Annotated in this window: 14 protein-coding genes and 1 pseudogene; 10 read left to right on the plus strand and 5 right to left on the minus strand. The window is 70.4% G+C overall.

Annotated elements, in window-relative coordinates; all coding sequences use genetic code 11:
- Positions 1–166 precede the first annotated feature (166 nt).
- Positions 167–1,084 carry an RCC1 domain-containing protein gene (locus ACFYV1_RS03115; protein ID WP_389393595.1) on the plus strand — a complete coding sequence of 306 codons (918 nt, stop codon included), beginning with the start codon at positions 167–169 and terminating at the stop codon, positions 1,082–1,084.
- A 181-nt stretch (positions 1,085–1,265) separates the two neighbouring features.
- Here the strand turns inward: ACFYV1_RS03115 and ACFYV1_RS03120 are convergent, their stop codons facing one another.
- A complete protein-coding gene (locus ACFYV1_RS03120; protein WP_389393596.1) occupies positions 1,266–2,150 on the minus strand; it encodes an NAD(P)H-binding protein in 885 nt (294 codons plus the stop codon).
- 48 nt (positions 2,151–2,198) lie between these two features.
- Here ACFYV1_RS03120 and ACFYV1_RS03125 point away from each other — a divergent pair, with 48 nt between their 5' ends.
- On the plus strand, positions 2,199–2,570 hold the full coding sequence (locus tag ACFYV1_RS03125; protein WP_389393597.1) for a MerR family transcriptional regulator: 372 nt from the start codon (positions 2,199–2,201) through the stop codon (positions 2,568–2,570).
- Between the two features lie 227 nt (positions 2,571–2,797).
- Here the strand turns inward: ACFYV1_RS03125 and ACFYV1_RS03130 are convergent.
- A pseudogene (locus tag ACFYV1_RS03130) lies at positions 2,798–2,962 on the minus strand (dipeptidase); the annotation flags it as partial.
- 73 nt (positions 2,963–3,035) lie between these two features.
- Positions 3,036–3,902, minus strand: coding sequence for a GNAT family N-acetyltransferase (locus ACFYV1_RS03135; RefSeq protein ID WP_389393598.1), 867 nt, complete (start codon positions 3,900–3,902; stop codon positions 3,036–3,038).
- Positions 3,903–4,163: 261 nt separating this feature from the next.
- Here ACFYV1_RS03135 and ACFYV1_RS03140 point away from each other — a divergent pair, with 261 nt between their 5' ends.
- From ACFYV1_RS03140 to ACFYV1_RS03175, 8 genes are all read left to right on the plus strand, one after another.
- A complete protein-coding gene (locus tag ACFYV1_RS03140) occupies positions 4,164–4,745 on the plus strand; it encodes an RBBP9/YdeN family alpha/beta hydrolase (RefSeq protein ID WP_389393599.1) in 582 nt (193 codons plus the stop codon).
- A gap of 13 nt (positions 4,746–4,758) precedes the next feature.
- The gene (locus ACFYV1_RS03145) at positions 4,759–4,962 is read left to right on the plus strand and encodes a DUF1737 domain-containing protein (protein ID WP_389393600.1); all 204 of its coding nucleotides are present in this window, start codon (positions 4,759–4,761) and stop codon (positions 4,960–4,962) included.
- A 685-nt stretch (positions 4,963–5,647) separates the two neighbouring features.
- Positions 5,648–5,761, plus strand: coding sequence for a keywimysin-related RiPP (locus ACFYV1_RS03150; protein WP_389393601.1), 114 nt, complete (start codon positions 5,648–5,650; stop codon positions 5,759–5,761).
- An 85-nt stretch (positions 5,762–5,846) separates the two neighbouring features.
- Entirely contained in the window at positions 5,847–7,598 is a 1,752-nt protein-coding gene (locus ACFYV1_RS03155; protein WP_389393602.1) for an asparagine synthase-related protein, read from the plus strand.
- A gap of 21 nt (positions 7,599–7,619) precedes the next feature.
- Entirely contained in the window at positions 7,620–7,877 is a 258-nt protein-coding gene (locus ACFYV1_RS03160) for a lasso peptide biosynthesis PqqD family chaperone (RefSeq protein ID WP_389393603.1), read from the plus strand.
- A gap of 2 nt (positions 7,878–7,879) precedes the next feature.
- Positions 7,880–8,341, plus strand: a complete 462-nt coding sequence (locus ACFYV1_RS03165; protein ID WP_389393604.1) for a lasso peptide biosynthesis B2 protein — start codon at positions 7,880–7,882, stop codon at positions 8,339–8,341.
- A 189-nt stretch (positions 8,342–8,530) separates the two neighbouring features.
- Positions 8,531–9,946, plus strand: coding sequence for an amidase (locus ACFYV1_RS03170; RefSeq protein WP_389393605.1), 1,416 nt, complete (start codon positions 8,531–8,533; stop codon positions 9,944–9,946).
- A gap of 137 nt (positions 9,947–10,083) precedes the next feature.
- Positions 10,084–11,034, plus strand: a complete 951-nt coding sequence (locus ACFYV1_RS03175) for an SMP-30/gluconolactonase/LRE family protein (protein ID WP_389393606.1) — start codon at positions 10,084–10,086, stop codon at positions 11,032–11,034.
- Here ACFYV1_RS03175 and ACFYV1_RS03180 read toward each other — a convergent pair.
- Complete coding sequence (locus tag ACFYV1_RS03180; RefSeq protein ID WP_389393607.1) at positions 10,982–12,166, minus strand: AraC family transcriptional regulator; 1,185 nt, start codon at positions 12,164–12,166, stop codon at positions 10,982–10,984. The genes ACFYV1_RS03175 and ACFYV1_RS03180 overlap by 53 nt on opposite strands.
- A 55-nt stretch (positions 12,167–12,221) precedes the next feature.
- Complete coding sequence (locus ACFYV1_RS03185) at positions 12,222–13,145, minus strand: NADP-dependent oxidoreductase (protein ID WP_389393608.1); 924 nt, start codon at positions 13,143–13,145, stop codon at positions 12,222–12,224.
- Between the last annotated feature and the right edge of the window lie 100 nt (positions 13,146–13,245).

Below are 13,245 nucleotides of genomic sequence, written 5' to 3' on the forward strand. Positions count from 1 at the left end.
CGACCGGTCCGGCGGCCTTCCGTCCTTCCACGGCATCCACCGGGAGTTCGCGACACTCGGCTGTGCCTCTGTCCGCCCGCGACGACTGAGCACCTCGCGCCGACTCCACGCCAAAGTAGGGTGGCATCCCATGTTTGCGCACCCGCGCCGGGCACAAGGAGGCGGAATGCTCGCCAACTCGTCGGTGCTGGCGGCCGGAAGACGCCATTCGGTCGCACTGCGCTGGGACGGAACCGTTCTCGTCGCGGGCGACTCCGCAGCCGCTGGACGTCGTGTCGAGGGATGGGAAGACGTCGTCGCGGTGGCGGCCGGCAACGTCCATGCCGCGAAGAACACGGGCAGGTCTCATACGGTGGCACTCCGGTCGGACGGCACGGTGTCGGCAGCGGGGTGGAACGGCGACGGGCAATGCGATGTCGCCGGATGGCGAGGCGTCACAGCCGTGGCCGCAGGCTGGCGCCGCACGCTGGGGCTGCTCGCGAACGGCCGTGTGCTGGCAGTCGGCCGGAGTGCGGAAGGGCAGTGCGACGTGGAGTCCTGGCGCGAGGTGGTCGTCCTCTCGTGCGGTGACTGGCACTCGGTCGGCGTCCGGTCGGACGGCTTCGCACTGGCCGCGGGAAACAACCGGCGGGGGCAGTGCGCCGTCGAAGGGTGGCGTGACCTGGTCGCCGTCTCGGCCGGGTACCTCCATACCGTCGGTCTCGGAGCCGACGGGCGAGCAACAGCGACCGGCGACCGGTCGACCGGGGCGTGCGAGGTCGGTGGGTGGGAAGACGTGGTGGCGCTCGACGCGGGCAGCCACCACACCGTCGGGGTCACCGCGTCCGGACGGGTCCTCGCAGCGGGAGACAACAGCCACGGACAGTGCGAAGTCGGCGGTTGGCGCGACATCGTCGCCGTGACGGCCGGCTCGACGCACACCCTCGGCCTGCGTGCCGACGGCACCGTCCTGGCCACAGGGAACAATGCCGACAGGCAGTGCGAAGTGGATTCCTGGTCCGGAGTCGGCCTTCCCCGGTCCTGTGGGCCACGCCAACGCGAACCGGGGCGCCGTCGTTCCGGAGCCCCGGAGACCTCATTCTGATTCCGGCACCTGGCGGATGCGAAGGTATGGCGCGGGCCGGCTGCATGGGCTGCGGCCACGGCGGTTCGGGTGCGCGTCGTCGTACTCCCGCAGCCGACGGAAGGCCGACCTCTCGACCGGAAAGGGGTGCCTCGACGAGTACCCCTTCAAGGGTCTGACGGACCGTGCCGCGGCCCTCCCGTCAGCTGAACGGGGCCACGTGGTCGACGGCCCACCTCGCGAAGGTGCCGGCCGGTCGGCCGGTAAGGCGCTCAACATGATCGGTGATGCGGTCTGACTCCGGTCGGCACACCGAGGCAGCCAGCAGCGCCTCCACCAGTCGCTCGGGTCGACCGTCCGCGAGCATTCGCGAGCGGGCGAGATCAGTGGGAAGTGACTGAAAGGTCAGACGACGCCGGAGTGCGGCACCGAGTTGAGCGACCTGGTCGGCGCGGCTGAGCACCTCGGGTCCGGTCAGCACGTACGGGCTGTGACCCGGTTGTGCATGGTGCGGCCTGAGCAATACGGCTACCGCCGCATCGGCGACGTCGCGCTCGTCGACGACGGCTGTGCGCGCGATGTCCGAGCCCGCGATCACGTTGCCGGCCCGCAACTGTGCCGCCCATCCAAGGGTGTTGGAGGCCAGCGTGTCGCTGCGCAGCACCACAGGCCGCAGCCCGGCATCATGCAGCAGGACTTCCATGTCAGCGTGCACCTGAACGATGGGGTCGCTCTGGCGGGTGGTTTCGTCGTCTATGGCTGTCGAGGACACGTAGACGACACGGGGCGCCGCCGCGACGAGTTCCGCGACCACTTTGTGAGCAGGTGCTGAGTCGAGCAGTGGCCAGATGAGAAAGACAGCGTCGATGCCCACAAGCGCAGCGCGGAACACCGTGGGGTCCGTGAGATCGCCGACCACGGTCTCGCCTGCGGAGCGGGGTCCGGTTTGACGGCGCACGAGGCATCGCACGCGCGCGCCGTGTACCTGGAGGCGGTCGACGACCTCACGGCCGAGGTTGCCGGCCGCGCCGATGACCAGGATCGATGCCCTGTGATGGGTGCCCGTGGGGCGGTTGATGTCAGGCATGATCGAGACGCTAAGGGTTCAGGTCGACATGAAGGCAAGGCGTGTGTGATGCAGACGATCGGAGAAGCAGTCGCAGAACTCGGCATCGAAGCTCACGTGCTGCGGCACTGGGAAGATGTAGGGGCACTCACCGTGCGCCGCGATGGCAACGGCTACCGCCTTTACGACGACAACGCTATGGAGCAGGCGCGCACGGTGCTGAAGTTGCGGCGCGTCGGCCTCTCGTTGCCAGAAGTCATTGCTGCCATGGCACCGAAGAAACGGGCAGCGCAGGCGGTTGTGAGGGCGAAGATAGCCGCACTCGAAAGTGAGGTCGTCCGCACACAACAGGCCATCACCTTCCTGCAGCACACTGTTGAGTGTCGGCACCGATATCTCGATGACTGTCCGGACTGCGCGCATTTCGTCCGTGAGGCCTGAGCCGACCTCCAGCCGGGAAGTGCGTGTGCCGAGCAGCCCTCTCGACTTTTCCTCATGGGGCAGTCGCAGAGGGTTGCCCGCGTCGCCGTCATCAACGCTGACCACCCAGGGCGTGAACACAGGAACTTGACCCGGATCACCGCTCGGTCGGGTGGTTGACCAGTCCGAGGTCCAGTTCACGACTGTCGGCGGTGCACAGCGTCACGCCCACCGCCGCCCCGGCGCTGCGGAGGACGACAACCCTGCACGAAGAGCAGCCGCAGCCCGTCGGGCAGCGGCGGCTGGGCAGTCACAAGCCGGCTGAGGACGCCTTCACGCAGGTGGGCAAAGGCGCCTGACGAGTCCCGCTTGCGCTCGTCGCACAGGAGGCTGCCGCGCCGGACGTCAGCCAGCGGCTCACCGCATTCGTCTGCTCCGCCCGGGGCCCTGCCGACGGGGGCGTGCGTCTGCTCCGCCTGGGCCCCGTCAGGCGTCGCGGCAGCGGTCCCGTCTCTCGGGGAGTCGCTCGAAGCCGGCCGACTCGTAGGTGGCGACGGCCCCGGCGTTGGAGCTCGGGGTGCAGACGATCGCGCTCGACGAGCCCAGCCGCCGGAGCGCTGCCGCCGCGGCGACGCTGATCGCCCTGCCGTGGCCGTGTCCGCGGTGCTCCCGGTGCACGCCCATCGGCTCGAGCAGCCCGGGCCTGCCCGGACCGGCCGACCACACCGTCACCGCCGCCACCGCGTCGCCCCGGTCGTCGTACGCGACCAGACACCGGGCGTCGTCGTACGGCGGTCCTGCCGCCATCGCGTGCCAGTGCTCGTCGGTGAACCCCGATCCGTCGAACGAGGCCCGGTGCACGGCGGCCCGCACCTGCGCCTGATGCGGCCCGGCCACCTCGATCCGCCTGCCCGGGTCCTCCACCGGCTCCGTGAGGTCGCGGCGCAGCGGCGTCCACGGCTCGTCGGCGCGCCAGCCGTTCCCGGACAGCAGATCCAGGAGCGGTGCGCCCGTCGGCGCTTCGACGTTCGCCTTCCCTCCGGGCAGTACGCGGCGTTCCGGCAGCGTCACGTCCTCGGCCAACTGCCGCGCCAGCTGCTCGTCCCGCTGAGCGTCGGGTGCGGTCGTCAGCCGCAACAGCCGGGGACCGTCCAGCAGCCCGACGGCGACGATCCGCCCGTCCCGCCTCCATGTCCGCACCGCCGCGGCCGTCGCCTCGGCACCGGACCGCCGGAACCAGCCCAGGTCCCCCGGATGCAGTTGTATCGGCGCCTCGTCGGACTGCCACGTACGCAGCACGTCCACGACCTCGCCCAGACCGTCGACTCCTGGCGCCCCCAGCACGATTGCCATCCGTCGATCAGACACCACCGCGATCGTGGTCCGCACCCGGTTTTCGGCCGCTGGGCGCGGTGCGGGTCGGGCCGCTCGTAACGCCACGGCAGGCGGACTGTGGGGGCCTGGACGCGGCGACGCGCGCACGTCGAATGCTCATGACCCTGGCCCAGCCGTGCCGCAGCCCCGCGGAACCGGTGCCGCAGCCCCGCGGAACCGGCACCGGAAGCGCTGGTGGATATGATCCGTTCGTTCGCCCAGCCCGGAGGATCGCCAGCCATGACCGTACAGCCGATATTCCTCGTCCTCCCCGGCTACCAGGGTTCCGGGCCCGAGCACTGGCAGAGCCGCTGGGAGGCGGCGGACCCCGCCTTCCGGCGAGTCGAACAGGCCGACTGGGACCACCCCGTGCTGGACGACTGGCTGGAGACGCTGGACAGGGCGACAGCCGCCCAGCAGGGGCCCGTGGTGCTGGTCGCACACAGCCTCGGCTGCGTTCTGGTGGCGCACTGGGCGGCCGAACGGGCCGAACGGGCCCGACAGTCGGGGCAGGCGGTCATCGGCGCGCTTCTCGTGGCGCCGGCGGACATCGAGCGCGCGGGTGTGGCGGAGCTCGAGAACTTCTGCCCGGTTCCACTGAAGGCACTGCCCTTCCCGAGCATCGTGGTGGCGGCCTCCGACGACCCGTGGTGCACACCGGAGCGCGCCCGCCACTTCGCCGACGCCTGGGACGCGCGTCTGGTGGAGGCGGGTCCGCTCGGCCACATCAACTCGGACTCGGGGCTGGGCGACTGGCCGGCCGGCCGCGAGCTCCTGGCCCAGCTGCGCACGGCGGCCGAGGGACGGCCCGAGCAGGTCTGAGATCCTTGCCCGCATGACGACACCACCAGACGGACTGCCCACGTACCGTGTCCTGACCGGCCCGGACGACGAATCGTTCTGCCGCCGGGTGAGCGAGGCGATCGCCCTCGGCTATGAGCTGCACCAGGGCCCCGCCGTCACATTCGACGGCGAGAACGTCATCGTGGCCCAGGCGGTGATCTGGCCGGCCCGGCGGCAGGTCCTGTCCGACGAATGATCACCGGGCGTGTGGGTGCTCGGCCCAATCGCCTTGCCGTCCCGGCGCCGTCTTCGGCAGTCAGGAGTCGACGGTTCGATGATCCGGATCGACACGCTGTGCGGGCGACCGGGGCTGCCGACGACCCTACCGGCTGAGCCGTTTCGTTTCGTGACGGGCCCCGTGCGGGAGTTCGAGCACCAGCACGCTGATCACTGATCCTGTGGCAGGCCGAGGTGAGCCGACGGATGCGGCGTGAGAGCGAGTGGAGCCCTTGTTTCCGGGACGCTCGGTGGAGCGTCAGGCGCTCCGCGAACCCACCGGGTGATCATTTGTCGTACAGGCCCTGGCGGCCTCCGAAGGCGTTGCCCCCGGAGGGGCCCGCAGCCCCTGCCGCCGTGCTCGGCGGCCGGCCCTGTTCCTCGGCGGCAACAGGAACCGCCGCGTGCCCGGCTAACCGCGCGGGACAGAAGGTGGCCAGATTCCCGGGCCGGCTGGACATGTGCGCGAGGCTCCTGCTGCAACGGTCGGTGCCGCTGACCCCCCGTCCACCTGGAGCTTTTGCTGTCTGCTGCGTCAACTGCGTTGCAGTGCAAGCGAGTTGCTGCCACGGCTGGCAGCATCATGTCATTGCCCTGGCTCCCCGCGCATCTCGTGGCTAAATTCACTTTCGCAATTCGATTTCCCTTCGAGAAAGGAATGCGTAATGAGCAAGGCTCGGTACGAGACCCCTGAGTTCAGCCCGGCAGGCTCCTTCCGCGGTGTGACCGGTCTGGTCGTCATCATCTCCGCCGACTGGAACGCTCCCGGCTGGTTCTGATCCCGTCCACTAGAAGGAAATGAGCATGATGGACCACGGGAATCCGTATTTCCTGGCCTTTCCTGATCGGGGCGATGTCGGGTCCGTGGTCCATCGCTTACGGTCCGTCGACCCGTCGCTGCGGACGATCGACCATCCGTCCGGACGGCCATGGATCGTCGGCCGATGGGACGACGACGACCTGGCGCTCGCCCGTTCCGGAAGCGACGCCGTCGCCCTCATCGGCACCCTTCCCCGGCTCGGCGACGAACTCGCCGCCCGGGTACGCCGGCTGAACGGCGAACCAGGCCTGCTGGAAGGGCTGTCCGGGACCCTGCCGGGGGACTATCACGTACTCGGCAGTGTCGACGGCACGCTGTACGCGCAGGGCACCGCCTACGGCACCCGCCGCGTGTACCACGCCTTCGTCGATGGTGACCTGGTCGTCTCCGACCGGGCCCTGCCGCTCGCCGAGCTCGGCGGCGGAGCGATCGACGTCGGCGCGCTGGCTTGGAAGCTGCTCCAGCCGATGCCGAGGCAGTTGGACGCGCGCACCATGTGGCACGGTGTCGGCGCCGTGGTGCCCGGTTCGTACCTGCTGGACGACGGTGCGGGCAGGCCGCCCCGGCAAGTGCGATGGCACCGGCCGCCCGAGCCGACGCTGCGCCTCGCGGAAGGGGCCGCGGCGGTGCGCGAGGCGATGGTCGAGGCGGTGAGGGCGCGCACCCGTCACGGCGGACTGATGAGCGCGGACCTGTCAGGAGGGCTGGACTCGACCTCACTGTGCTCGATCGCGGCGGGACAGCTCGGCGCCGGGGAATTCGTCGTCTGCACCAACGGGGGCGACGAATCCATCAACGAGGACGGAGCCTGGGCCAGAACCGCCGCGGCTGAATGGCCTCATGTGGAGCATTACCAACTGCCCCCGGAGGAACAGCCTCTCTTCTATGCAGATGCTCTCGACACCGAATGCCGCTCCGATTTCCCCGGCATCATCGCGATCAGTCGAAAACGCGCCACCATCCTGATGTCCCGGATGGCTGAGCGAGGTTCCCGGCTGCATATGGGTGGCCAGGGCGGAGACCATCTCTTCTTCAGTTCCGGATCGCATTACTACAGCCTCCTCACCCGCCGTCCCCTGCTCTCGCTCAGGCGCATTCGCGCCTACGGAATCCTCTACGGCTGGTCCTGGACCACCGTGCTCCGACAACTGGCGAACCGGGGCTCCTACCGCGGCGCCCTGGCCGGCATCGACCTGAACAGTTCCGGCGATCTGAGCTTCAGCGCACCCGGACTGAACTGGGTACGCCATCCGGTCGTCCCCTCCTGGCTCACCCCTGACTGCCGGGACCTGCTGGCCGCCGAACTCGCCAGGGCGGTGGAGGAGGCGGAGCCGCGCAGCCGTACCGTCAGCCGGCACCTCGAACACGATGCCCTGCTCGCCACCACTTTGGAGATGGCCTCCACCGGGGACGCCTCCCGCCGGGCCGGGGTGCCGCTGACCACTCCGTACTTCGACGACGCGGTCGTCGATGCCGCACTGAGCGTGCGCGCCGAGGACCGGGCCAGCCCCTACGCCTACAAACCCCTGCTGATGGAGGCGATGCGAGGCATCCTGCCGGACGCCTGCCGGGCCCGCACCACCAAGGGGGAGGGGAGCTTCGACGCCGTCGGCGGGCTCTACCGCCACCGCGAAGAGCTCATCGCTCTCTGGGAGGACAGCGCCCTGGCCAAGGCTGGGCTGATCGACGGCGCCCGCCTCGCCGACCTGTGCTCCCGGCCGGGAACCCCGGAACTGAAGGACGGCGCGATCAACTCGACCCTCAGTTGTGAAGTCTGGCTTCGCTCCGTCGGGTGACGGGCAAGGACGAGGAGAACCGTGAAACTGCGCAATCACAAGTATCTGACGGTGACCGACACCGACTACGGTGCCGTGCTGTTGGACACCAAGAGCGGCGAGTACTGGCAGCTCAACCCTCCCGCCGCAGTGATCGTCCGGACGCTGCTGGAAGGCGGTGACGCCGAGGAGGCGATCCGCCGGGTCACCGACCGCTTCGATGTCGACTCCGAACGTGCCACCACGGATGTCAGGACCCTCGTCGACGCGATGCGATCGGCTGGGGTGATCAAGAAGTGAGCGTGACGATCGCTCTTGACCGCAGCCGCCCCAAACGCCCGTGGAAGCTGCGGATCCTGACCCGCCTGGCCATCTGTGCCGCACGCCTGCTGGTGTTCCTCAAGCCCCATACGCTGCGCCGGGTGCTGATCCGTCTGAGCAAGGGCGCCGCGGCGGCCGACGCCGTGCAGGCGAAGGAGGCGCGCGACTCGGTCCTGGCATCGAGCCTGAGCCTGCACGGCTTGCGTGCCTGCCTGCCACGGTCGTTGTCCACGGCCCTGCTCTGCCGTTTCAGAGGCGTGTGGCCGACCTGGTGCGTCGGCGTCCGCACCGCCCCGCCGTTCGCCGCGCACGCCTGGGTCGAGGTAGATGAGGAGTTGATCGGGGAGACGGGCGGATACGCCAGCTACTCCCGCCTGTTCACCGTCCCGCCGGTCCGGGAGAACTCCACCGCGCCGGCTCCCTCCGGCGATCACCGGCCCTGACGCCGGTGCCGCGCTGCGCGGTGGACACGCCACAGCCACGGCGGCCGCGCGGGTGCCCTCGATGTGTGCGGCCGGGCCGCACGTTTCTCAGCGTGTCCGGGACGGTCGCGCTGTGCGGACCCTCGCGTGTTACCTGCTGGTAGGGAATGATGGGCGCGACCATCCACGCGTTCACGGGCGGAGCCGGCGGTGACGATTTCCGACGAACAGAGCACGGTGCACGCCTTCGGGGACGACGCCCTCGGCGAGCACGACGCCGTCGGGCTCGCGGAGGCGATCCGGCGGGGTGAGGTCGGCCCCGCCGAGGCCGTACGCGACGCGGCGGCGAGGGTCAGGGCGGTCGAGGCACGGCTCAACGCGGTCCAGATACACGTCGAGACGCCGGTCCTCGGCTCCGAGGCCGGTGGTGTCTTCGCCGGGGTGCCGACCTTCGTCAAGGACAACATCGACTATCTGGGGCTGCCCACCGGACACGGCAGCGCCGCCTTCGTCCCGGGGGCCGCGCGCCGGCACGCGCCGTTCACCCGGCAGTTGCTGAGCAGCGGCGTCACGGTGCTGGGGAAGACCCGGCTGCCCGAGTTCGGGTTCAGCCCGACCACGGAGTACGAGGGCGCCGAGCCCGTCCGCAACCCCTGGCACACGGACTGCTCGGCGGGTGGTTCGTCGGGCGGCAGCGCGGCGCTCGTCGCGGCAGGAGCGGTGCCCGTCGCGCACGCCAACGACGGCGGCGGCTCGATCCGGATTCCCGCCGCCTGCTGCGGACTCGTCGGACTGAAGCCGACCCGCGGCCGGGTCGTGGGGAACGCGCAGAGCCGTCAACTGCCCGTCGACATCGTCACCGACGGCGTCGTGAGCCGTTCCGTGCGGGACTCCGCCGCCTTCCTCGCCGCCGCCGAGAAGTACTGGCGCAATCCGAAGCTGCCGCCCCTCGGCCTGGTCGAAGGTCCCTCCGAGCGGCGGCTGCGCATAGGTCTCCTGCCGGATTCGCCGAACGGCGTCCGGTCCGACGCCGCGACCAGGGCGGCCGTCACGGAGACGGCCGCGACGCTCGAACGGCTCGGCCACACCGTGGAACCGGTGGAGCTGGCGATCGACCCCCGCTTCACCGAGGACTTCCTCACCTACTGGGGGCTGCTGTCGTTCCTGCTCGGCATCACGGGCCGGACGCTCGGCACGGACTTCGACCGGCGCCGCATGGACGGCCTCAGCAGGGGACTGCGCGAGGCGTACGTGCAGGACTGGCGGCGCACTCCGGGCGTGCTGCGGAGGCTGAAGCGGACACGGGAGGCGTACGCGGCGGCCTTCCGTGGGCTGGACCTCGTCCTTTCCCCCGTACTCGCCCACACCACACCGCGGATCGGTCACCTCGCCCCGACCGTGCCCTACGCGACGCTGATCGAACGGATCCTCGCGTACGTCGCGTTCACACCGGTCAACAACGTCGTCGGGACGCCGTCGATCTCGGTGCCCGCGGCGAGCGCGACAGCGGAGGGGTTGCCCATCGGCGTCATGTTCTCCGGGCGTCCCGGCTCCGAACGGGTTCTGCTGGAGGTCGCGTTCGCGCTGGAGGCCGACCGGCCCTTCCGCCGTATCCAGGACCTCTGACCTCCGTCCCTGTGACCGCTGCCGCGCAATCCATGATCACTCTATTCGGCTCGACCTTGCGCTGACCATATCTCATCCTGCAATCTTCAGCGTGTGCCGAAGGTGGTTCGGCAAGTGTGTATCGGAGGGGGATCCCCATGGCCGACGGGCGTCCAGCGCTGTACGAGATGTTCGACGACCGCTTCCGTACCGGGCGGTGCATGAACGGTGATGCGGACCTGGAGGTCCTTCACACCGGGTCCCGTTGGGCCGAGGGGCCGATCTACCTGCCCGCATGGCGGCAGGTCGTCTGGAGCGACATCCCCAACGACCGGATGCTGCGCTGGGACGAGGAGACCGGGGCCGTCGGCGTCTTCCGCCGCTCCGCCGGGCACACCAACGGCAACACCCTCGACCGCGAGGGCCGGCTGGTCACCTGCGAGCAGGGCAACCGCCGGGTCACCCGGACCGAACACGACGGCTCCGTCACCGTCCTTGCCGACCGGTGGCAGGGGAAGCGTCTGAACAGTCCCAACGACGCGGCGGTGAAGTCCGACGGCTCGATCTGGTTCTCCGACCCCGACTTCGGTATCACCAGCGACTACGAGGGCTTCCGGGCGGAGAGCGAGATCGGCGCCAACAACGTCTACCGCGTCGATCCCGCGACCGGCGAAGTGCGGCTGGTCGCGGACTGCTTCGGCGCCCCGAACGGCCTGGTGTTCTCGTCCGACGAGCGGCAGTTGTTCGTCTCCGACACCCGGGCTGGCCGCATCCGGGTCTTCGACGTGCGCGACGACGGCACTCTCTCCGACGGCGCGGTCTTCGCGGAGGCCGGTGCGCGCGAGCACGCCCGCTTCGACAACCTCCGCTTCGACGACGGCGGCCGGCTCTGGGCGGCCGCGATGGACGACGGTGTGCACTGTTACGACCCGGACGGCACGCTGATCGGGCGGCTCGTCGTACCCGAGGCGGTGGCCAACATCGCCTGGGGCGGCACCAAGCGCAACCGCCTCTTCATCGCTGCGGAGACGAGCCTCTACTCGCTGGTCATGGCCGTCACGGGCACCCATCCGACCGGCCCCGGACGCCGGCCCCGGCCAATGCCGTAGGCCCACCGGCGCCGTCGCCCGGCATATCGACCGGCACGCGGTCCGTCGCGTCGGGCGGTGCGTTCAGCGGTACGTTCAGCGGTGCGTTGTCCGGTGCGTTGTCCGGTGCGTCGGACGGCGTGCCGGGCGGTGTGTCGGCCGGTGTGCTGTCCATCGAGTCCACCGACGCCGCGCAGGTGTCGCCGGGAGCGTTCCGCACCGCCCTCGCCCGGCGCCGGTAGCCGCCCGGGGCCAGGCCGTACTCCCGTTTGAAGGCCTTGGCGAAGGTGAACTCGGAGCCGTACCCCGTGCGGGCGGCGACCGTCGTCAGCGGGGCGTCGGTCTCGCGCAGCACACGCGCGGCGGTCGTCATGCGCCAGCGGGTCAGATACGCCATCGGCGGCTCTCCGACCAGCGTGGTGAACCGCCGGGCGAAGGCGGCGCGCGACAGCCCGGCGCGCTCGGCCAGGGACTCGACGCTCCACTGGGCCGAGGGGTCGTCGTGGATGGCCGACAGGGCGGGCGCCACCGCGCGGTCGCCCAGTGCGGCCGCCCACCCCCGGGCCTCCGCGGGCGGCTGATCCTCCAGCCAGGCACGCAGGATGTACAGGAGCAGCGAGTCGATCAGCGTGGGCACGATGCCGTCCGAGCCGATGCGCGGATTCTCCAGCTCAGAGCCGAGGAGTTGCACCGCCGCGCTCAGTTCCGGATGGCGTCCGTGCCGCGTGGGCAGGTGGATCACCTCGGGCAGCTGGCGTACGAGAGGGTGCGGGCGGCCCTGGTCCAGGTGGTAGTTGCCGCACAGCAGGCTGGTTTCCGGGCCGTCGCCCCCGAGCGTGACGGACCCGATCGGGGAACCCTCCCGGTACCGTGCCGCCGCGGGGGCCACCGGCGGGGTCGAGGGATGGTCGGCGAGGATGTGGCCCCGGCCGTCCCGCAGGAAGACCACGTCGCCCGGGGCCAGCGGGATCGGCTTCAGTCGCGTCGGGGAGTCCTCCAGGGGGACCAGCCAGCAGGTGCCGTACAGCACGACGTGGAATCCCGCGCCCGCGACCGGCGGCAGCCGCAGTGCCCAGGGGGCGCGGCCGTCGGTCCGGACGGATGCCGGATGCCCGGTGCGCATCGATGCCAGCGCCTCGGTGAGAATGTCCATCCGGCCCCGCCCTCCTGGGTGCGGTCCGCCGTGTGTACCCGCCGCGGTCGGACCGTCAGATCGTCAGGACAATCTTGCCCTGTACGTGTCCCGTGCCGACCAGCTCATGTGCCTTCCCGGCCTCCTCCAGCGGATACGTCCGCTCGACGTACGGGCGTATCCGGCCGGCGTCGATCAGTCCGGCGATCGTCTCGAGCGCGGCGTAGTCCGGTTCGACGGATACGCCGGCGAAGCGCCGGCCGGCCGCCGTGACCCGGGCGGCGAGATCCCCGTCGCCGTGCTCGAGGATGCTGATGAGCACGCCGCCGGGGCGCAGCACCTCGAGCGAAAGATCCCCCTGCGCCGTGGAGTCGAGGACCACGTCGGCGTCCTTGACGGCCTTCGAGAAGTCGGTGGTCCGGTGGTCGACGATCTCGTCGGCGCCGAGGTTCCGTACGAAGTCGTGCCTCGGCGCACTGGCGACGGCGATCACATGGGCACCCCGTGCCTTCGCGATCTGCACCGCGAAGTGGCCGACGCCGCCCGCCGCCCGCTGGATCAGCACCCGGTCGCCCTCCTTGACGCCGGCCGCCTGGACCAGGCCCTGCCAGGCGGTGAGCGCCGCGAGGGGAACGGCGGCCGCGTGCACATGGTCGAGCGTGGCGGGCTTGCGGGCCAGTTGACGGGAGGGAGCGGCGACGTACTCGGCGTATCCGGTGGCGGCGCGGGGGAAGAACGGCATCCCGTACACCTCGTCACCCACCTGGAACCTGGCGCCGGGCCCCGCTTCCTCGACGACACCGGAGATGTCCCAGCCCACACCGAACGGCGGCTCGCCCAGCAGCGGGAACGCACCCGACCTCACGGCCACGTCCACCGGGTTGACCGCACTGGCGTGGACCCTGACGAGGACCTCTCCGGACAGCGGCTGCGGCCGCTCCGTGTCCACCACCTCGAGAACCTCGGGACCGCCGAACGACTTCTGGATCACTGCGCGCATGTAACTCTCCCTGCATGCCACCGGGTTGCCCCGGCTCTGGTTCCGTCCGATGACTCGACCTTAGGGAGATCGAACGAGCCGCAGAATGCCCTTCCGTCTC

This window comes from Streptomyces sp. NPDC003023, assembly GCF_042888225.1.
GTDB lineage: Bacteria > Actinomycetota > Actinomycetes > Streptomycetales > Streptomycetaceae > Streptomyces.